At 61.7% G+C, this 20,298-nt stretch carries 18 protein-coding genes; 7 read left to right on the forward strand and 11 right to left on the reverse strand.

Translation table 11 applies throughout. The features are described 5' to 3' along the window. Positions 1-10: 10 nt before the first annotated feature. Complete coding sequence (locus NKJ13_RS21380; RefSeq protein ID WP_352778203.1) at positions 11-1,039, reverse strand: sugar ABC transporter substrate-binding protein; 1,029 nt, start codon at positions 1,037-1,039, stop codon at positions 11-13. A gap of 242 nt (positions 1,040-1,281) precedes the next feature. Here NKJ13_RS21380 and NKJ13_RS21385 point away from each other — a divergent pair, with 242 nt between their 5' ends. From NKJ13_RS21385 to NKJ13_RS21415, 7 genes are all read left to right on the forward strand, one after another. Then, positions 1,282-2,181 carry a LysR substrate-binding domain-containing protein gene (locus NKJ13_RS21385; RefSeq protein ID WP_352778206.1) on the forward strand — a complete coding sequence of 300 codons (900 nt, stop codon included), beginning with the start codon at positions 1,282-1,284 and terminating at the stop codon, positions 2,179-2,181. Positions 2,182-2,288: 107 nt separating this feature from the next. Further along, a complete protein-coding gene (locus NKJ13_RS21390) occupies positions 2,289-3,269 on the forward strand; it encodes a sugar phosphate isomerase/epimerase family protein (protein ID WP_352778208.1) in 981 nt (326 codons plus the stop codon). Positions 3,270-3,317: 48 nt separating this feature from the next. After that, on the forward strand, positions 3,318-4,187 hold the full coding sequence (locus NKJ13_RS21395; protein ID WP_352778210.1) for a MurR/RpiR family transcriptional regulator: 870 nt from the start codon (positions 3,318-3,320) through the stop codon (positions 4,185-4,187). Positions 4,188-4,210: 23 nt separating this feature from the next. Next, the gene (locus tag NKJ13_RS21400; RefSeq protein ID WP_352778212.1) at positions 4,211-5,053 is read left to right on the forward strand and encodes a PfkB family carbohydrate kinase; all 843 of its coding nucleotides are present in this window, start codon (positions 4,211-4,213) and stop codon (positions 5,051-5,053) included. A 263-nt stretch (positions 5,054-5,316) separates the two neighbouring features. Beyond that, a complete protein-coding gene (locus tag NKJ13_RS21405; RefSeq protein WP_352778214.1) occupies positions 5,317-6,675 on the forward strand; it encodes an NAD(P)H-dependent oxidoreductase in 1,359 nt (452 codons plus the stop codon). 17 nt (positions 6,676-6,692) lie between these two features. After that, positions 6,693-7,007, forward strand: a complete 315-nt coding sequence (locus NKJ13_RS21410; RefSeq protein ID WP_352778216.1) for a putative quinol monooxygenase — start codon at positions 6,693-6,695, stop codon at positions 7,005-7,007. Positions 7,008-7,038: 31 nt separating this feature from the next. Beyond that, the gene (locus tag NKJ13_RS21415; protein WP_352778218.1) at positions 7,039-7,923 is read left to right on the forward strand and encodes an NAD(P)-dependent oxidoreductase; all 885 of its coding nucleotides are present in this window, start codon (positions 7,039-7,041) and stop codon (positions 7,921-7,923) included. A gap of 340 nt (positions 7,924-8,263) precedes the next feature. Here NKJ13_RS21415 and NKJ13_RS21420 read toward each other — a convergent pair whose 3' ends face one another. From NKJ13_RS21420 to NKJ13_RS21465, 10 genes are all read right to left on the reverse strand, one after another. Next, positions 8,264-10,414 (reverse strand): type IV secretory system conjugative DNA transfer family protein, encoded by a 2,151-nt coding sequence (locus tag NKJ13_RS21420; RefSeq protein WP_352778219.1) that lies wholly within the window; start codon positions 10,412-10,414, stop codon positions 8,264-8,266. 12 nt (positions 10,415-10,426) lie between these two features. Further along, positions 10,427-11,452: a P-type DNA transfer ATPase VirB11 gene (gene virB11, locus NKJ13_RS21425; RefSeq protein WP_352778222.1), complete on the reverse strand. Its 1,026-nt coding sequence runs from the start codon at positions 11,450-11,452 to the stop codon at positions 10,427-10,429. Beyond that, complete coding sequence (gene virB10, locus NKJ13_RS21430) at positions 11,449-12,912, reverse strand: type IV secretion system protein VirB10 (RefSeq protein ID WP_352778224.1); 1,464 nt, start codon at positions 12,910-12,912, stop codon at positions 11,449-11,451. The genes virB11 and virB10 overlap by 4 nt, the downstream gene beginning before the upstream one ends. Then, the gene (locus NKJ13_RS21435; protein ID WP_352778226.1) at positions 12,912-13,709 is read right to left on the reverse strand and encodes a TrbG/VirB9 family P-type conjugative transfer protein; all 798 of its coding nucleotides are present in this window, start codon (positions 13,707-13,709) and stop codon (positions 12,912-12,914) included. Before NKJ13_RS21435 ends, virB10 begins: the two co-directional genes overlap by 1 nt. Continuing rightward, positions 13,706-14,419, reverse strand: a complete 714-nt coding sequence (locus NKJ13_RS21440; protein WP_352509755.1) for a VirB8 family type IV secretion system protein — start codon at positions 14,417-14,419, stop codon at positions 13,706-13,708. Before NKJ13_RS21440 ends, NKJ13_RS21435 begins: the two co-directional genes overlap by 4 nt. A 77-nt stretch (positions 14,420-14,496) precedes the next feature. Then, positions 14,497-15,540: a TrbL/VirB6 family protein gene (locus NKJ13_RS21445; RefSeq protein WP_352778228.1), complete on the reverse strand. Its 1,044-nt coding sequence runs from the start codon at positions 15,538-15,540 to the stop codon at positions 14,497-14,499. Positions 15,541-15,717: 177 nt separating this feature from the next. After that, complete coding sequence (locus NKJ13_RS21450) at positions 15,718-16,452, reverse strand: type IV secretion system protein (protein ID WP_023785080.1); 735 nt, start codon at positions 16,450-16,452, stop codon at positions 15,718-15,720. Positions 16,453-16,461: 9 nt separating this feature from the next. Further along, the gene (locus tag NKJ13_RS21455) at positions 16,462-17,619 is read right to left on the reverse strand and encodes a transglycosylase SLT domain-containing protein (protein WP_352778229.1); all 1,158 of its coding nucleotides are present in this window, start codon (positions 17,617-17,619) and stop codon (positions 16,462-16,464) included. Continuing rightward, positions 17,603-20,005: a VirB4 family type IV secretion/conjugal transfer ATPase gene (locus NKJ13_RS21460; RefSeq protein ID WP_352778231.1), complete on the reverse strand. Its 2,403-nt coding sequence runs from the start codon at positions 20,003-20,005 to the stop codon at positions 17,603-17,605. The genes NKJ13_RS21455 and NKJ13_RS21460 overlap by 17 nt, the downstream gene beginning before the upstream one ends. Continuing rightward, entirely contained in the window at positions 20,002-20,295 is a 294-nt protein-coding gene (locus NKJ13_RS21465) for a VirB3 family type IV secretion system protein (RefSeq protein ID WP_023720449.1), read from the reverse strand. The genes NKJ13_RS21460 and NKJ13_RS21465 overlap by 4 nt, the downstream gene beginning before the upstream one ends. Positions 20,296-20,298: the final 3 nt, after the last annotated feature.

Genomic DNA, 20,298 nt, shown 5'->3' on the forward strand with positions numbered 1-20,298 from the left:
TGAGATTGCCTCAGTTGGTCTTGGGATCGGGAAATTCCTTGACGTTGTCCTTGGTGATAACCGCCTGGGGCGACAGGATCCACTGCGGGATGGCTTGGCAGCCGAGAAGGCGAAGCGCCATCTGCACGCCGAGCTGGCCTTCCTCGAAGGGGAATTCCGCCACCGTGGCGCGCATCTCGCCAGCGCCGACCGACTTCTTGGCTTCCCGGATGCCGTCGGTGCCGACGACCGCGACCTTGTCGAGACTGCTGGCGCTGGAGACGGCTTCGACCACGCCGAGCGCCATGCCGTCATTGTTGGCGTAGATACCGGCGAGGTCCGGCGTCTGGCGCAGGATGTTCGAGGTCGCGTTCAACGCGGTCAGCCGGTCCCAATTGCCGGGCTGGCTCGCGACGAGTTCCAGGTTGGGGTATTTCTTGAGCTCTTCCTTGAACCCCTGAATGCGCAAGCGCGCATTGGGCGAGCCGGCCGCGCCCTCGATCTGGGCGACCTTGCCGCCGTCCGGATAGGTCTGGTGCAGGAAGGCGGCCGCCTTGGCGCCGATCGAAACCTGGTCGGTGCCGATATAGGTGCTGGCGCCTTCGGTGCGTGCGTCGTCGATGATGATGGTGGGGATGTTGGCGGCGCGTGCCGCTTCGATCACGGGCGCCAGATTGGAATCGGATTGCGGTGACAGCAGCAGCGCGTCCGGCTTCTGCGACAGCACGGTCTGCGCCAGGTTGAGCTGCTCGATCATCGAGCTTTCGTCCTTGGCGGCCTGCACGTCGACGCTGATGTTGTACTTCCCCGCCTCGGCCTTCGCGCCGGCCGCGACGTCCTGCCAGAACTCGTTGATCAGCGTCTTGGTGACATAGGCGAAATGCAGTTCCTTCTTGGGCGCCGGCACCGCGCCGAATTCCGCCTCAAGGGCCGTCGATTCGATCTTGTCCATCTTGGCCGTCGGATAGGCCGGGCAGCTGTCCTCGGCGAAAGCCGGGACGATGCTAAAAAGGGCCAGTGCCGTCGAGGCGGCGAACAGGCCGCTTGTCCGTAACTTCATCGAAATTCCTCCCATTGGGTGCCGGATCAGCTCCGGAGGTTCCTCTTCCTTGTAGATCCAAGCGCCGGGCCAAGTCCTCACGCCCCCACGCGCCCTGACTGCTCACGACTTCACTGTGTAGCAGCAAGTTGGAAACTAGATCATTCAATCTGTTAGATACAAATTAGAAGCCCTATCCGATTTTTTAGCCAGGCTAAAAGAAAAATGATATGGCAGGGGCCGGCCAAACGGATGGACAAGGCATGCAGATACCGGTCAAGGCGATTTGGGTTTTCCATGCCGCCGCTCGCGCGGGCAGCATTTCGCGGGCCGCCGAAGAGTTCGGCGTGACGCCGTCGGCGATCACCCAGCAGATTCAGGCGCTCGAGGTCCAGCTCGGGGTGAGCCTGCTCACCAAGATGGGCCGCCGCGTGGTGCTGACGGAAGCGGGCGAACGCTATTTCGCGACCATCACCGATGAGATCGAGCGCATATCCGAGGCCACCAGCATCATCCGCGGCTACCGGTCGGTGGCGATGCTGACCGTCCGGGCAACGCCGACACTGTCCAACAAATGGCTGCTGCCGCGCCTTGCCTCTTTTCTCGACCAGAATCCGGAATTGGAAATCCGCCTCGATGGAACCAACGAGCCGACCGATTTCAATCGCGAGCTCGTCGATCTGGAAATACGCCATGGCGATGGCCGCTGGCCCGGCCTTTTCGTCGAAGGCATGGCCGAAGAGACGTTCATTCCAGCCTGCGCGCCGGCCCTGGCGGCGGAGGGCAGTCTTCGCGCCGAGGACCTGACACGGTTCCGGCTGATCCACTCGGTGAAGTCGCAGGCCCAATGGCCGGCCTGGTTCAAGCTCGCGGGTATGCAGCCGTCGCACCGATGGCGCCGCATCCTGTTCGACCGCAGCCACATGGCGATCGACGCGGCCCTCGACGGGATGGGGATCGCGCTCGAAAGCAGGATGATGATGGAGCGCGAGCTGCGCGACGGCCGGCTCGTCTGTCCGGTCACCAATCCTCCTTCCGTGCGTATCGTCACGCAGTGGATCGTCTGTCCCCGCGATCACCTGCGGCAAAAGAAGGTGCGGCTTTTCCTGGACTGGCTGCGCGCGGAGCGCGACCGGATGCCGGGCCAGCCGGCGCCGCAATAGTCATCCGCGGGGCTTGGTCGGATCCGCCCCAAACGTTCAGGCCGTCCACTTGATAACTTTACGACTTTCTGTATTTGTGTGAAAAATCCGAAAGCCGAAGGTTTCTTATGCTGCCCCGTTTCGCCACCCGATTGAACTCGTTCGCGTCCGCACCGCATCTGCAATGGCCGGATCTTTCCGGCAAGCCGAGCATGATGCAGATGGCGGAGCGCGCCGCGACGGTGCGTGGTCTTACCGACCTCGACCTGAACTTTCCCGATCATGTGTCGGGGGAGCCCGCAGCCATTGCCCGGCGAATCGGCGACCTCGGCCTGTCCGTCAACGGCCTTGCGATGCGCTACTACACCAACTCGGCGTTCAAGCGCGGCGCCTTCACCAATCCGGACGAGGCAGTGAGGCGCGAGGCCATCGATCTGACCAAGCGCGGCATCGACGCCGCGCGCGCCATGGGAGTCGATCTGATGACGATTTGGCTCGGCCAGGATGGGTTCGACTACAACTTCCAGCTGGATTACGCGCAGGTTTGGGATTGGGAGGTCGCCGGCATACGCGAAGTGGCCGGTCATGATCCTGACTGCCGCATCAGCATCGAGTACAAGCCCGATGAGCCGCGCGCCCAGTCGCTGTTACGGGACGCCGCGACGACGCTGCTTGCCATCGCCGAAGCGGGGTCGCCGAATCTCGGCGTCACCATCGATTTCGCGCACGCGCTCTACGCGGGCGAGCAGCCGGCCCTTGTCGCGCATCTGATCCATCGCCGCAGCCGGCTGCTGGGCGTTCATCTCAATGACGGCTACGCCAAGCGCGACGACGGGTTGATGGTCGGTGCGGTGCATATCCGCTCGACCCTTGAACTGCTCCACCAGATCCGCCGCAACGGTTTCGACGGCGCGCTCTACTTCGACACCTTTCCCGATACCAGTGGGCTCGATCCCGTCGCCGAATGCGAGGCCAACATCGCGACCGTGCGGCGCCTGCTGGAGATTTCCGAAGCGCTGTCGAGCGATAACGGTCTCGCCGACGCACTGGCCCGTCAGGATGCCGTGGCCGGCCAGAGGATCGTCAACAAGGCCTTGATCGGCGCGTGACTGGCGCTCGCGAATGCCGCAGGAGACCATGATGCCGGGGGAGAAAGCATGAGCCTACCGCTTGGCGATCCGAGAACGATCGGGCCGCGCATCCGCATGATGATGCCGCACCTCACGCCGCTGGAGGGGCGGGTGGTCGACATGATCCTCGGCCGGCGCGATTTTGGCGAGACCACCTCGCTGAAGGCCGTGGCCGAAGACGCCGGCGTGTCGGAGGCGATGATCGTCAAGGTCGCCAAGAAGCTCGGCTTCGACGGGTTCAAGGATTTCCGGGCTGGTCTCGCCGGCTACAACCGCCTACCGACCGCCGAGCTGCATGAGGAGCTTTCGCCTGACGATACCGACGCCGAGATCGCGCGCAAGGTGTTCCGCACCTCCGTCCATGCGTTGGAGGAGACGCTTGCCATTCTCGATTCGGAAGCGCTGAAGCGCGCGGCCGACCTGATCTTCGGCGCTCGCCAGCGCGACCTCTATGGCGTCGGCGGCTCGGCCCAGATCGCCCGCGACGTCGCGCACAAGCTGCTGCGCATCGGCGTGCGCACCAGCGTGTTCGACGATACGCATATGATGCTGATGTCGGCTTCGCTGCTGGGGGAGGGCGACGTCGCCATCGCTTTCTCGCATTCGGGCGCCAGCGCGGCGGTTATCGAGGCTGTGGAACTGGCGCGCCGGCGCGGCGCCCGCACCATCGCGCTCACCAACTATGCGACGTCGCCGCTCGCCGCGGTCACGGATGTGGTGCTGTGTTCAACCGCCCAGGGCTCGCCGTTGCTGGGAGAAAATGCCGCCGCGCGCATTGCCCAGCTGATTATCTTCGACGCTGTCTTCGCCGCGGTCGCGCGGCGCGACCTGAAGGCGGCGGAGCGCAATCTCGCCGCGACCATGGGTGCCGTCGCCGGCAAGCGGCGCGGCGCATGACTGCTTTGGTTCGTCCCGTCGTCGTGGTGGTCGGCAGCCTTCACTACGACATCATGGTCGACGCGCCGGACCGCCCGCGAAAGGGCGAGACACTGACCGGTTTCGGCTGGCGGCCGAAATTTGGCGGCAAGGGGGGCAATCAGGCGGTCGCGGCTGCGAAGGCAGGCGCCGAGGTGCGCATGGTGGGCGCCGTCGGCGACGATGATTTCGGCCGGTTTCTTCTTTCCAATCTCACCGCCGCCGGTGTCGACGCGTCCCGTGTCGCCCGCATTGGCGGCAGCGGCTCAGGGATGAGCGTCGCGATAACGGATAGCGGCGGAGACTATGGCGCCGTCATCGTCACCGGGGCGAATGCCGCAGCCGACCCGAAAGGCCTGGACGACCCAGCGCTCTGGCAAGGCGCGGGGGTTCTCATCCTGCAAAACGAGATGCCCGACGCCGTCAATCTCGCCGCGGCGAAGGCCGCGAAGATGGCCGGGGTGCCCGTGTGCCTTAATGCCGCGCCGTATCGGGTTCTGCCAGACGAACTCATCGCGCTTGTCGACATACTAATGGTGAATGCGATCGAGGCCGAACAATTCTCGGGCTGCCCGGTCGGGGATATTGCTTCCGCCGTTATCGCGGCCAGGCGGCTCTCCAGCCGATCACCCACCGTGGTGGTGACGGCAGGCGGGGACGGCGTAGCGGGTATGCTTCGCGGCCACGATCCTGTCGTGGTTCCCGCGCTTCCCGTCCTGCTGATCAGCACGCATGGCGCGGGTGATGTCTTCGCCGGAACCTTTGCCGCCGCACTGGCCGCGGGCCACGCCTTTGCGCAATGCCTCGAGGTCGCGAACCAGGCCGCTGCTGTCCATGTCTCGACCTGACGGCATTTTCAATCTTTAGCCCAGCTAAACAATCGAGCGCCTCTTCTAAATTGCGCTAACAGCTTTCTCGCCATACGAATGAGCCCGTCCGGCAAGCATAGGCTGGACCATCGGCGGCACGGCCGGTCGGGAGGTAGCAACGTCACTGCGAGATGGCGCCGGGCGCCTTCGTTGCGTGTCCGGTCAACCGGGCACGGAAGCCTTTGCATGCCTCGCCGAAGCCGACGCCGGGCCCGAAAAATTGGTCGTGCAAGGAAACAGACATGAACCTCTACACTCTGCTTGCCGCTCGCGCGGATCGTGGCCGTCCGGTGCGGGTGGGCTTGATCGGCGCTGGCAAATTCGGCTCGATGGTGCTGTCGCAGGCGCAGCGTATCGCCGGATATCACATGGTCGCGGTGGCGGACCTGAATGTTTCCAAGGCGCGGGAGTCTATGCAGCGGGTGGGCTGGCCCGCTGAGCGATACCAGGCTGGGGATGCCGCCGAAGCGGTGAAGAACGGCACGACTTTCGTCACCGATGATGTTGCCGCTCTGCTTGCCTGCGAAGAGATCGAATGCGTGATCGAGGCGACAGGTCATCCCATTGCCGGCACGCGCCATGCGCTGGCGGCGATCGAAGCCGGCAAGCATGTCGTCATGGTCAATGTCGAAGCCGACGTCATGGTCGGTCCCATCCTCGCTGAAAGGGCGCGTCAAAAGGGCGTGATCTATTCCATGGCCTATGGCGATCAGCCGGCCCTCATCTGCGAACTGGTGGACTGGGCGCGGGCGACCGGTTTCGAGGTGACGGCGGCCGGCAAGGGAATGAACTTCGAGCCGCGCTACAGATATTCCACGCCCGACACCGTCTGGGGCTTCTTCGGCTGGACCGAGGAGGAAGTGGCAAAGGGTGACTTCAATCCGAAGATGTACAACTCCTTCACCGATGGCACCAAGGCAGCCATCGAGATGGCCGCTGTCGCCAACGGCACCGGTCTGGACTGCCCCGATGATGGCCTGGCCTTCCCACCCTCGGGCCTGCACGATCTGGCCAAGGTGTTCCGCCCTGTCGCCGATGGCGGGCGCATGGCGCGCTCCGGTCTGGTCGACATTGCCGCCAGCCAGGAGCCGGATGGCCGTGAGGTCTTCAACAACATTCGCTATGGCGTCTTCGTCACGTTCAAGGCGCACAACGAATACGCGCGCGCCTGCTTCAAGCAGTATGGGCTGCTGACCGATCCGTCGGGATGGTATGCCTCGATGTGGCGGCCCTTCCACATCATCGGGCTGGAGACCTCGATCAGCGTGCTGTCGGCCGTGCTGCGCAACGAGCCGACCGGTTCATCGAAGCAGTTTCGCGGCGACGCCGTGGCGACGGCCAAGAAGGACATGCAGCCGGGCGAGGTGCTGGACGGCGAGGGTGGCTATGCGGTCTGGGCCAATGCGATCCCAGCTTCGATCAGCCTCGAGCGCGCCGCACTTCCCATCGGGCTGGCGCACAATGTGCGGCTGAAGCGTGCCGTCAAGAAGGACCAGATCGTCAGCTTCAACGATGTCGAGCTGGTGAACGACATCGATGTCGTGAAGGTGCGCCGAGAGATGGAAGAGCGCTTCCGCCCGACACCGAGCGTAGCCGCCTGATCGCGCGGAGGCATGTCATGGGCGAGCAAAGTGCGCCACGCTTCGTGGTGATTCCCGAGTTTCGCGTCAAACCGCAAGTCAAGGCAGCGTTTCTGGACGCAGCCCTGGACGATGCCCGCCATTCGATTGCCGATGAGGCCGGGTGCCATCAGTTCGATGTCGTCTGCCCGGAGAACGCCGAGGACTCGGTGGTGTTCTATGAGGTCTACGATGATCGCGCCGCATTCGAGGCGCATCTGCAAACCCCGCATCTCGGGCGCTTTCAGGCGGCAATGAAGATGCTCGACATAGAGGAAACGATCGTCCGCTTCGCGGCCCTCAGGACTTCCTGAGCATAGCATCCAAGCGTTGGGAGGCGCTGGAATGACGAGCAACAACAAAACACGCATCGGTTTCATCGGAACCGGCATCATGGGCGGCCCCATGGCCCGCCACCTGGCGGACGCCGGGTTTGCCGTGACGGCATGGAACCGCAGCCCCGACAAGGCGGATGCACTGGCGCCTTTCGGCGTCGGCGCGGCATCAGAGGCGAAGGAGGCGCGACACGCGGAAATCGTCATCTCAATGCTGAGCTCCGGACCGGTCTGCGACGAGGTCCTGTTCGGACCAAATGCGGCGACTGACGCCATGTCGCCGGGCTCCACGCTTGTGGTGATGAGTTCCATCCCGGTCGAGACCGCGCGCAAGCAGTCAGTTCTGGCCGGGCAAAAGGGCATCCGTTATGTCGACGCCCCGGTCTCGGGCGGCGAGAAGGGCGCTCGTGAGGGCACGCTTGCCATCATGGCTGGTGGAGAGGCGAGCACCATCAATGCCCTGGAGCCTGTCCTTGCTGCACTCGGCCGCGTCACCCATGTCGGCCCGGCAGGCGCAGGCAGCCTGGCGAAGCTCGCGAACCAGCTGATTGTCGCCTCCAACATTTGCACGGTCGCCGAAGCGCTGCTGCTTGCCGAAAGGGGTGGTGCGGATCCTGCGCGGGTGCGTGAGGCTCTGCTTGGCGGCTTTGCCGACTCGACGGTGTTGCGCCTCCACGGGCGACGAATGATCGAGAGCGATTTCGTGCCCGGTGGTCCTGCGAAATATCAGATCAAGGATACCGGCACCGCCCTTGCTCTTGCAGCGTCTCTGGGGCTGACTTTGCCGATTGCAACTGAGGTCGATAGGATTTTTCGTGGCCTCGTCGACAACTTCGGGGGCGACCTTGACCACAGCGCGGCAATTATCGAACTGCGCCGCATCAATGTCCTATAGGCGGCAGGCGGAACGTATCCGTCCTCTTTCCAGCTAGCGCGTCCGGAAAGCCGCCAGTCCGGTGCCGTGCCCAAACACAACATTTGGCGATCGGCACAGCGAAGGCCGCTCTTAACACGACTAGCTGTTGTGGCGACATGGGCCCTCTTCTGCGGCTATGCGCGCGGCATCAAGGACGAATCCGTTCGGTTCTTCCCTCGCGCCTTGGCGGCAATCAGGCTCCGTTCCTCGGGCTTGATGCGGATATTCAACGTTTCGCGCTTGGTGGGTACTGTATTCAATGTGGGCCATGGCCGGATCTCCTGTGGTTCATCTGAAACGCCAAGGTCGTTAAGGTCGCCTATCCATCGACTACATCAGGCAAAGTATCTTCGACGACGCTCAAATTTCTATCAAACGCTTCTGTGTCTGTTGCATGGGCTCGCAAGGACCGGACCTTGTTCAGGATCGCCGCGACCGCCGCTTCTTTTTCGGGCGCTATGCGTGTTGTCACCGCTTTGGCTGCCAACGCGGAAAAATCTATGGCGGCATAGGCTGCTACGATTGCAGCGTCGGTTGCTTTCAGCCGTTCTTTTACAATTGCTCGGCGGCCCGGTTGCGGAGCCATACGGCCGGCTTTTGCGGCCAATGTCGCGCCGCGCCGCAGGCGCGTCTGCAAGAGGCCTGAGCGGTACGCAGGTGCTGTCGGCACAATCGTCGGGAGCGCAGGAGATCGAACCGCCGCAGAAGAGTCCAACGCAGGGCCTTTCGTGCGCGAGGCGTCGATAGAGGCGGGCAGGGGCATGAACGCACGTTTAGCGAGCTGGCCGTCGGCGAAATAGAAATTGCGCGTGCCGAGGATTGGCAGTTCCCCACGCGGCAATATGATGACCTTGTTCTTGTCGAGCGTACGGATTTCGTCCGGCCGCATGAGGGGCCGCCGCGCTTCCTTGCGGTGGACCGAGCGCGTGTAATAGGTGTCGAACAACGTTGCCTTGGTGCGCGTCACGTCCTTTTGCACGTCCGACGTTTCGCCGAGCTGCTCGGAAACATAGCGCAGATCGTCAGCGTCCTGCGCACCGAAAAAGATCTGCACGCGAGCGGCGTTGATGAGTGTCTTGCGCCCTTCCTGGCGATAGATCTCGTCCACCGATCTGAGCGACTGCACGAAAAACCACATCGAAATGCCATTGCCGCCCAGGACGCTCGCCATTTCGGTGACGTTCTCGAGCTTGCCGAGGTTCTGGAACTCGTCGAGCAGCACAAGTACCGGATGCTCGCCGGGCTGCGGCAGACTTTCCGACATGAAGTTCATCATCTGCGTAATCAGGACGTTGAACAAGGGTCCAAGCGACGTAATCTGCTCGCGCCGCACGTCGAGATAAAGAGAGATCCGGTCGCGCTTGAGCTTGCGAATATCGAACGTGCTGCGCGACGTAGCTCGCATTAGGCGCTCGTTGAGAAAGGGGGCCATGCCGGTGCGGACGCCGGCGTAGATTCCGGAAAACTGCCGCTCAGACATCTCAAAATAGGGCAGCAAGGTTTGCAGCGTGAAATGCGAGCATTCGCGGCGGCGTTCCTCGCGCAGTGAGCCGATGAATTCCAGGAGCGGCTGCTCGGCGCCGTTCATGATCTCGAGGATTGTGGCGAAGGTCTTCTTCTCATTCGGAATCGCAGGCGATTCCATGACGAAGGACGCGATGCCGGTGAAAAGGAGGCGGGCGTCGTTAACCCAATAGGGGTCTGCGTTGGACGGGGGGCGCGGAAACAGCGCCGCAGCGATATTGCGAAGGTCGATGTCGCGCTGCGCCGAATCCAGCGAGATGAAGTCCATCGGATTGTAGGATGCGGTATTGCCGTCCGGATCAGCCGGCGCGAAGCGCACCACGCCGCTCATGGTTGAACGGTAACCGGCAGTCGCCGCATAGGTCTCGCCTCGCAGGTCGAGAACCACGAGCGAATTCGGCCAGGTCAAGGCGTTCGGGATGATGAGAGACGTGCCTTTGCCGGAGCGCGGCGGCCCGATGACAAAGCCGCCGACATCATCGCCATCAATCCACAATTTCTTGCCGCCGATCAGTCTGCGCTGCGTCAAGCGGATCTTGCCGGAGCGCTGATCGCGGCCCGGCGACAGAATTTCGGCAAGCCTGCCGCCGGCCCGACCGACGAAGACCCCGCCCACTTTTGTCAGGCCGGTTTTTGAGACGTCGCTCATCGTCATGAAACGAGAGTCATTTCGCTTTCTCGGGCGCATGAGAAACAGGCCGACTAGGGGCGCAAGAAACCCCAATGCTCCCGCCGCAACGGCGTATTGTACCCGGCCAAAATCCCTCGCCATCGTGTCCGCCCAGGCCTGACGAACGACCGGCAAGGGATTGGCGTTCAGGTTGTCGAACAGGACGTGGGAGCCGGTCCGGTACCAATCAGTCGCGGCATAGGCGACCGTGAAGAACAGGACGCCCAGGGCCATCGCCATGAGCATCATGAAAATTGCTGTTGCGATTTTCTGCATGGATGGGCCCCGCTAGATCGTCTCCGCCTTGGTGAACTTGATCTCGCTGATGCCGCGCCGTCCGCCTTCGGTGCGGACCATCTGGACGACCACCGGAATGACTTCGCGCAGGTAGTCGAGGATTTCGCTTCGTGAGAGGCCCGAGCTGCCCTGCATGACCATGAGCGCCAGCCGCTCGTAGGCGGACCGGGCGGAATTGGCGTGAACGGTAGTGAGCGAACCCGGGTGGCCGGTGTTGATCGCCTGGAGGAACGCGAAGGTTTCAGCGCCGCGCAACTCGCCCAATAGCAGACGGTCGGGCCGCATGCGAAGCGAGGCCTCAAGCAGCTGTTGCGCCGAGACCTTGGCGAGCCCCTGGTCGCCCTTCGAGGCTATCAGGGTGACGTTGTTGGGAGCAGGCAGCCGCAGTTCGCGGGTATCTTCGATCGTGATGATCCGTTCATGGGCCGGGATTTCCTTCAAGAGCGCATTCAAGAACGTCGTCTTGCCAGTCGACGTACCGCCTGAAACGACGATGGAGACACGGTTGCGCACCGCATATTGCAGGAAGTCCATCGGCGACGTGTCATGCAGCATTTCGACAAGTCGCTTTTCCTCGGTTGAAAGCGCCAGGCCGCTGCCCATAGTGGTGTTCTCGAAGGCGCCAAGATCCTCGTAGGCATCAAGGCTCATATCCATGATGACCTGCTTGCGGATCGAGATCGCTCCGCCCTCTGGGGCCGCGGGCGGCAAGATGCATTGGATGCGCTCACCCGAGGGAAGAGCTGCCGACAGGACCGGCTTTTCTTCGTTGATGACCTGATTGGTCGCCGAAGCGACGCCCGTCGAGATATGCCTAATCCAGCCGGGTGTGACCTCTCGCTTGACGACGTGCTCCATCTCTTTAGCGCCGAGGCGCTCGATGAACAATTCACCCGGCCTGTTGATTGCAATCTCGGACACCGCATCTTCGTTCAAATAGGACCATATCGGTTCCAGATGAGCGCGCAGGACCGGGGCTCTCGCCCAAGGGTCGGGGAGGGGATGCACGGCATTCATTTCACCGGGCTCCCATAGCCGGGATAGAAATTATCCTTCGGCGTGCCGTAGAGAGGCGTCGGATCGATCGCCGTCTTCGGCCGCCCGCCGGCCTTCAGGCGTGCAACTTCTTCCTGAACGGGGTCGGCGTACAAATCCGAGAAATCGAGATCTCGCCGCACCAGCACGACGACCGACGTGCCCTGGTCGACATAGACCGTCGGGCCAATGTTCTGCGTGTCGCGAAACGCCTCTTGCGCGAGTTGCTGCAGGGCGGTCGATGATTTGTCGAAGGCGATGTTACGCGCGTCGCGCTGCGAGCCATCGCCACCATAAGTTACGGTGGTGGTCTCGCCGGTTACGGGATCGATCGTCGACACCTGGCGCTGTTGTCCATCCTGGCTGCTATCGCCTAGCGAGGACAGATATTCAGAGACACCGCCAACGACGGACAGCATGATGGCGTTGCCGTAGCGCTCAACCCAGTGTGTATCGACACGGCCGCCCATACCGCCGCGGCCGAGCGCGTCGGCCCCGGGCGACTTAATGTCGACAGAAATGCCGTCCGAGCGGATGACCCTGCTCCAGACGATGAAAACACGCTTTTGACCGCGCGCAAGCCCCGAGCGGTATTCCCCGGTCAGGCGCGAGCCTTTTGGAATGAGAATCCGCCTGCCGTCGAGCGAGAAGACATCCTCACGCACGACTGCGCGCACGGCACCGGGAAGGTCGGTGTTAACAGCGGTTTCCAAATAGCCGCGAATGATCGTTCCTTCAGGGATCAGCGCATCGGTGCGTCGGAAGGCTCTGGCTTTGACGATGCCGGAAGAACTTGCCTCAGACTGCGCCAGGAATGCCTTATTGGGATCACTGTCGGTGCCGGGGACCGGGACGATCTGACCGTCGGGCGCGATTTCGACCTGTGCCGCCTGGGCGCCGGCATCCGTCGAGCCGGTTTGATCATTCGTCACCATCTGGCTCGACCGCAGGCGTTCCCACACCGCTTTTTCGCGCTCGGCCGCCTCCGCTTTACGACGAGCCTCGTCCTCAGCCGTCGCCTTGCGTCGGGCTTCTTCCGCCTCGGCCTTGCGGCGCGCCTCCTCGGCCGCCATTTGCGCCTCCAGCGTGCGTCGCTGCGCGTCAAGGTCGGCGCCCTCCTGAACGGTCTGATCGACATTATCGGCTTGTTGCGTGCCGTTCTGGACGTCAGCCGGTGGCGGCACCACGATCTGGTCGATCGTGCCGTCGGCAGGTTGCGGCGGCTCGTTCAACGTCGGCGGGCGGAACTCGGGCGGGTTGAAGTTTTCCTCGCCATCGCTGCGAACATCGCGCGATACAGGCTCCCTGGGCCAGTTCAGCCATATCAGCGCGCCTACGAGCACTACGCCGAGGCCGACCAGGGCGATCCTGGTACCCACGCCCGCACCACGGCGCGCGACCGTCGGGCTGCCGTCCAGTTGGTTATAATCGATCTGGGTCATCACCGCCCTCCGCTGGATCCGAACAGGGTGGAGCCACCGGTCAGTTTCGTTGGACCGTAGACCTGCTCGACTGGATCGATAGCGTTGGGTCGCGCCCGGTTGTAGAGGCAGAGCGTCTTGCCATCGGCCCGCAAGGTGAATTGCCGTGCGACCTTGTCGATGACTGTGTATTTACCCTGAGTACGAACGTTGACCAGCGACTCATGGCGCTTGTCGTCGACAACGAAAATCGCCGGAATGTCGCCCTTGAACTCCAGAAACACCTTGGTGCCGTCGTCGAATACGGTGCGCGGCTTCGGGCTGTCGTCGCCCTTGTAGGCATAGTCGTAATTGAGATCGGCATAGTTCAGGTCCTTCAAATCCGGATCGGTTGCGCTCTCCTTGGCCTGTGAGAGCAGGCGCGCGTTGATATCCTCGTCGGGGTACTTGAACCGGACCTGGAAGGATGCCCGGTCCCGGTCATTGTCAGTCGCCTGCAGCAGCAGGGAATAGACGCGCCGGTTGGTGACCACGTTGACGTTGGTCCAAGCATCGCGCTCCAGCGGCTTGACGAACAGAAATCGCGATCCGCGTTTGGGGATGATCGACCAGCCTTTCGTGTCGCCAGCCGACACGGTTTCGATGACTTCGGTCGGGCTAAGCTCGACCATCGTTGAAATGCCAAGAGCTGCGCGCACCGACGTCACGTCGTCGTTGTTGAAGGTGACATATCGGATGCGGCCGTCGCGTGCGCCCGCGTTGTGGGTAATGCCGAGGAAAAGGGCAGCCGACAGAGTGAGGCCGATGCGCCATCTCATTGCAAGCTCCCCGCGGCCGGCGCCGATTCCTGGTCGCGGCGGTAATCCGTAACCTGAAATCCCAACGGGTTGTCGAAACGCCATTCGTTCTTGAGCGGCGTCGAGGTGTAGCGGAATTTTATCACCGCCACCCAATTGTCGGCCGTGGACGAATTGTCCCGGCGCGTCGTCGTGGCAAAGCGCACCGAGGCTGTGTTGCGATTGAGCAGGGAAACGGACTTGATCTCGACCGAGACAGTGACATTGCGGCCAAAAATCTTGTCCAGCGATTGTGGATTTGCAGGCGTATAAAGCCACGTCAAATCCTTGGACGCGGCGTCGGTGGAGTAGAGCTGCGCCAGGTCGTAATTCTGTTTCAGTTCACGGGAATCGTAGGTTTCGCGGGCCCTGATATAGCGCACCAGATTGGCCGCCGTGACGGCCTCGTTCTGGGACAAATCTCCAGGCTTCAGCGCGCGCATGATCTCGAGGTAGCCCGTCGATTTGTCGACCTCGACAACGTACGGTTCGAACTGCCGGAGCGGCAGGATCAGCACGAGCGCCAGCAGCGACAGCATCGCAACCAGTCCGGAAACGCCGCTGACGATCCAGGCCAATGTACGCGATCGACGCATTGACCGGTGCGTGTCGTCTTCCCAGGTCGCGCCCGCCCTGTAATAGCGCTTGTCGACGAGTTCGCTGCTGCGGTCAGCAGCTGTTTCCACTGGCATTATCACGTTACTATTGCCTCGTTTGCGAGACGATCTCGATCCGATCCAGGGCCGCGATCGGTGACCGTTCTTGTTTTCTAGGCCAGAGGCCTGGAGTTATCGCGCGCACCTTGCTGGATGGCGGACCGAGTTGCGGCATCCAACCTCGCTGCTCGCGAAGATCGAAAACTGTTTGCTGCGAGCTGCCGGGCGCCCCGAGCGGCGCGGCCGGCGGCCCATCGTGCACCGGAATAGCGCACGGTATTCCTGCCGACGTTTCTATAGGGATTATATGCGCCCACGGTGCTGAGATACCCGCCGCCATTCAGGATCGAAGCAATCGAGGGTATCTGCATGAGAACGTAGATCCCGATGATCGTCACCAACACCAGCGGCAGCACCAGCGACATTTTGCTGTCCATGGTCGCTCCGCCCGACGTGGCGGTGTTCAGCGCCGCGTTGACGAGCGAGAAGTAGAAACCGAGAAAGCCGTAGATCAGGATTTGCTGGATCATCAGAAACGTGGTGAGCGAAAGGAAGCCTTCGCTCATGCGCGAGGACCAGCGGTAAAGCCAAAGAATGATCCATATCGGCGCCAGGGCCAGCGTGATGAACAACATCACTTTGGCGGCGATGATCGCGGCAATGGCAAGCGCTGCGAAGATGATGGCCGACAGCAGAACGAGCAGCGACAAGAGCGCACCAAAAATGTCATAGAAGGATCCGCTATAGACCTGATTGGCCACGTCCTGCGCCCCTTGGTAGAGGTTGTCGATAAGTGCTGGAATTGCCGCCTGGTCGCTGAGCTGATTGCCTGTGGCTCGCGACACGGCGCCGACGATCACCTTTCCGACCTCGTCGGGAATGCTTTGCACGAGCTGATAGATCGTCGCGGAAAATGTGCCCCATCCGGTCAGCAGTAGATAGATGATGACCGCGCGGCCGAGGCGATAGGCCGCTTCGATTGGCGAAATCGACTCTCGCCCGCTCAGGATCGAATAGCCCCACCACGCGATATAGAGGGTGAGCATGAGGGTGAAGACGCTGCCCATCGCATTGCCCAACTGCATATAGACGGTGCGAACGAAGTCCTGTCCGATGTTGTCAATGCCACCGAGGATGCTTGCGGCGAGACCGTTCATGGATCCTCGTCAATGATGCTGGCGAACGGCGTTGAATTGACCGGCTTCAGCGCGCCGCATTCGTCGGCGTACGCCAAAGGCCCGCATGGCGCTTTCAGTTCGCGATTTGCGCATCCGAAAAGCACTGCGCCGAGCGCAATCACAACGCATATGCGCAGGACCCGCCTCGACAAGCGCTCAGCCTCCGCTCTTGCCGAATTCCGCGAACGGATTGACGGTGCGCGGTGTCATCATCTTCTGCACCTGGCTCTGGCGAAGTAGATCTCCCTTCAGCTTCTCATTCAGGGCCGCGACCGCGCCGTTCTGGACGCCGATCAGTTCGTTGACGGCGCGCGCGTTTTCCAGCTGCATTCGTGTGTTCTGGTCCACCGAACCCTTGACGTCCTGCGACTGCCCGATCTGCCCGCTCGCTGACTGCAGGGACTGTTGGCGCTGGGTAACGCCCTGCGAAGCCTGCGAGGTCAATGCGCTTAGCAGCGAGGCCACATTGACGCTGCCGCCATAGGCCGTGTTGACGGCGCTCGTCTCTTTGCCCGCAATCTGCTGGAGCTGCTTCACCAGCTGGAGGCCGTTGATGACGGCACCGGCGATTTTCTGGATTTCGGGCGACAGGCCACCAAACGAAAGAGCCCCGCCGTTCAGGATCGATCCGAACGACGGCGCCTGGGCAATCGACATATTGCCGCCAAGGCCCATCTGTCCGATCCCGAGCGAACCGTCACGACTGCCGCTGAGAGCCTGCAGGATCTCCTCGCTCTTTTTCAGAATGTCCTTGTTCGAATCCATGATGGAGTTGGTGTTGTCCGCATTCTTGCGGGCGACATCGAGATTGGCGCCATCAATGACGGCAATCTGTGCGTGGGCCGTGCTTGCCCAAAGCGCCAGACTGGCGGCAATCGCGAATTTCTTCATGTCAGCCTCCTATTGCTGTAGAGAATTGATCACGCTGGCAGCGCCGGCAGGATCACTGGTGATGATCATCGAGCGACTGCCGGCCGAGCTTGCCCCCGCGTTCTCAAGTGCGCATGGTAGCCACCGGCCGCGATCGATCCTCAACCGCTCCAATTCCGCGGGATCACAAGAGAACGGGTTTGGAGAGCCGCTCTTCGGCTGTTGCACCAGCTTGGACGACTGCGATGCCTGAACATTCTGCAACGAGAGAAGTTGGGCCAGCAACGCCGTGAAATCCCCCGCCTGGGCGAGGTACTGGTTGGTGACATCGGCGTTGATCCCACGAGCCGACGAGTTCAGCTCCCAGGCGTCCTTGTATTCGGTCACCTGGCCAACGTTGCCCGCCAGCGCGTCGACTGCCGCGCCGTTGGCGCCAATCTGCGATGAGCTTGCATCAAGGCCGCCAGCCGCCTTCCTGACCGTGCCCATGGCCGCGTCCTGGGCCGTGCCGCCTGCGCCGTCGGCCGTTACGATCGAGAATGGTGGCGGCGCGGCGGCCGGAGCCTTGCCGCTCGACACATAGTCGTTGAAGTAGTTGTTCCAGCGGCCGACACCGCCGGCCCACTGGTTTTGCTCGCCAGCGTTCGATCCGTTGTAGAAGGAGGCGAGACAGCTATAGTTCGTCGCCCCGCATTGCTTCACGCCCATTCCGAGATACTTGACACCGCCTTCGACATTCTCTTCGTTCACGTCACGGTCAAGCCCCATGGACTTGCCGGTGCCCTTGGTCAGCTGCATGACGCCTTTGACGCCAGTGTGGCTCCCGGCGCATGTGTCGAAGCGCGATTCCTGATAAGCAACGGAAAGAGCCAGGCCTTCGGGCACCCCGTATTTTTGCGCATAATAGCGGATCATCTTCACGTTGCCCGCGTCGCGCTGCAACGCTTCGGCCGGCGACCGGCGAAACATCTGTGAGCGGTATTTGTTCGAATAGGTGCAGACGATGCTTTTCTTTTTGTCGGTTTCGTCCCTCTTGGCCTCATCCGACTTCGTGCTGTACTGCTCGTCCTCTTGCCGCTTGTCGAGGTTCGGCCCGTCGATCACCGCGATCTGAGCGACAGCCACGCTCATGCTTTCCGCCGTCGCGAGAGCCACGGCTAGACAAGCGCTGCTAAGCCGCTTCGTCATGCTCGTCCTCCCATCCGCAGAAGTATGGCAGCCACATTTCCGGCTCGTCGCCGAAGGTCTCCCGGAGCCGTGCGCATTCCTTGCTGTTGGCTTCGTTCGAGGACAAGACCTTGATGAGATCGGGCATCGCCGACAAATCGAGCTTGGCTACGATCGAGTCGCTGTCGTGCTTGACGAGGAAGGTGCGTGTTTCCTTCGCGGTGCGTCGCACGAACTCGAATTCCTTCGCTGTCAGCGAGAATCGCTCCATGTAGGATTCCTTGCTCGCCTTCGGGTTGGGGAAGAAAATGTTGGTCTTCGTTTGCTCGATCAGCGACGACGAGATGGAGGAATTGACGACGTCCTCCGCCGTCTGCGTGCCAAAGCCGACCACGCCGTTGCGGCGACGAATGGTCTTCAGAGTTTCGTTGATGAAGGCGGCGAAAACCTCGTCGTCCAGCAACTTCCAGCCTTCATCGAGGAAGAGCATGATGGGCGAGCCATCAACGACTTCTTCAAGACGGTGGAAGATGTAGAGCAACGCGGCCGAACGCAGCTTTCGGTCACTCAGGATCTTGGTCATATCGAACCCGACAACCGGCTTCGAAAAATCGATGAGATCGACGGGATTGTTGAAAAGCCAGCCTCTGTCCTTCGGGTCGAGCCAGGGCTGTATCCGCGCGGCTAGATCGTTCATGCCGGGCATGAGCGAGCCCCGCAGCACTTCGGGCAGCAGGTCGAAGGTCCGCTGTTCGCGCGGGATCTTGTAGATCATGTCGACGGCGGCGTTGATGACGCGCATCTCCGCCACGTCCAGCGCGCCGCCTTCCGGCGTTAGAATGTAGATGAGCAGATCTTCCAGGAAAGAACGGTTTTCTGCCGTGTCATCAAGCTGCAATGGCGCGAACCCAGTCGGCTGAGAGGGTTCCATCACCTCGTAGCGACCGCCGAGCGCCCGAACGAAAATTTCTGCGCCGCGCATATAGTCGAAATAAACACATCGTGGCCGCGGCATGACGCGCATGGCCTGCGCCATCAGGAACGACAGCACCACGGTCTTGCCCGAGCCGGTCGGGCCGAACACAGTGAAGTGCCCGACATCGTGAACGTGGAAATTGAAGTAGTAGGCCGTCTGGCTGGTTGTTTCGAGCAAGGCGATGGGCCGTTTCCAATGCAGCCCCTCACGTTGGCCGGACGGGAAATTGTGTCCGGAAAAAAGGCCGGCGAAGTTCAGGGACGAAATCAACGCACGTCGCGCGATGTAGCTGAAATTTCCCGGCAGCTGCGCCCAAAAGGCGAGTTCCGTGTTCAGTGTCTCGCGGACCGGCACGATCGACATGCGCGAAAGTTCGGCCGTAATGTCGGATAGCGCACGGTTGAGCCCAGTCATGTCCGGTGCCAAGGCCAGGACGCTCATATGATGTTGTCCGAAGACGACTTCGCCGCCGGCCAGCTTGTCGGCACCGTCGTGGACTGACTCCTCGACCGTCGTGCCCGCCTCGTCGGAACCCTCAACCTGGTTCGCGATGGTGTTGATCCTGCGCATCGCCGTTACACGGTCTTCGATCGCGAAACTCTGCGTCAGGACAAACTCATGTGGCAGGCGCAAGAGACCGTCCAATGAGCCCGGAGCTGTGAACGGTGGGTATTCCTTGATCGACACCATGGCGCCGAGCTTGCCTGCGTCCGGCCCGCGAAGTTCCAGCGCGGATTTGCCGAAAAACAGCTGTCGTGTCGCCAGCACATCGCCAAGGCTCATGCGCGGCAAAGGCATTTCCACGTCGACGCCGCCGGCGAGGATCTTCGCCAAGAATTCCGCCGGCTCGGAAATGAAGCTTTCGCGGCGTTTTACGACGCCGAGAAGACGCGCACCATAAGCCGTGAAATCCTTGACGACGCCGTCGAGAACGTCACGCAATTCGGCCATCGCCTCTTCGCGGGTTTCCTCGCCCGCGGTACTTATGCGAAACGCATTGAGCGCCTTGTCCACCCAGCCGACGCGGCCGACCATCGGTCGGCGTATGACAGTCAGATACGCCTCGTTGACGAAAAGGTTTTTCGCCCCAAGCTCATCCATGTAGCGGGCGTCGAGCTCGGCCACGAAAGGATTGTCAAAGTCGCCTTCGATCTCAGGCGTCACGTGGCGGCGGATGATCGTCGTGTAGACCGCAAAGCGAGACGTCGAGAGATTGCGGAACGTCGTGTTGCGGTTGAACATTCGGCTGTTCAGCTCGGCCTGGTCCATCGTCTGGAACGGCAGGCCACTAAGCTGGATGACGCCGACAAGAAAGCCGCTCTTCGTCACGATCAGATTGTCATCGGCATGGCGAAGGTAAGGGATGTGCATCGCCGCGGGCTTTTCGCGGCGGCGTTCACGGCCAAATTTCAGGTCAGCATCGAGGCTCATGGCGAATAGCTCCTCGCCCCCCAGAAAGTAAGGTTCGCCACCGCTCCGCGTTTGGAGACACGCCGCTCGAAAATATGGAACATGTAGGGGTCGCGCTGGCACAGATATGCGCTGACCAGATGCACCACGCCGAACACTCCAAGGCCGAGCATGAAGCTGCTCGTAGCGATAAAACCGATCACCGCCAGGATGCCGTTCAATGCAAAAACCTCATATCGCACGCCCCATTTCATCGGGGGGCGCGTTAGTGGCAGACTGACCGGCTCGACATAGACTTCCTCATCATCCATGCC

The sequence above is a fragment of the Mesorhizobium sp. M0174 genome (genome assembly GCF_040322275.1).
GTDB lineage: Bacteria > Pseudomonadota > Alphaproteobacteria > Rhizobiales > Rhizobiaceae > Mesorhizobium.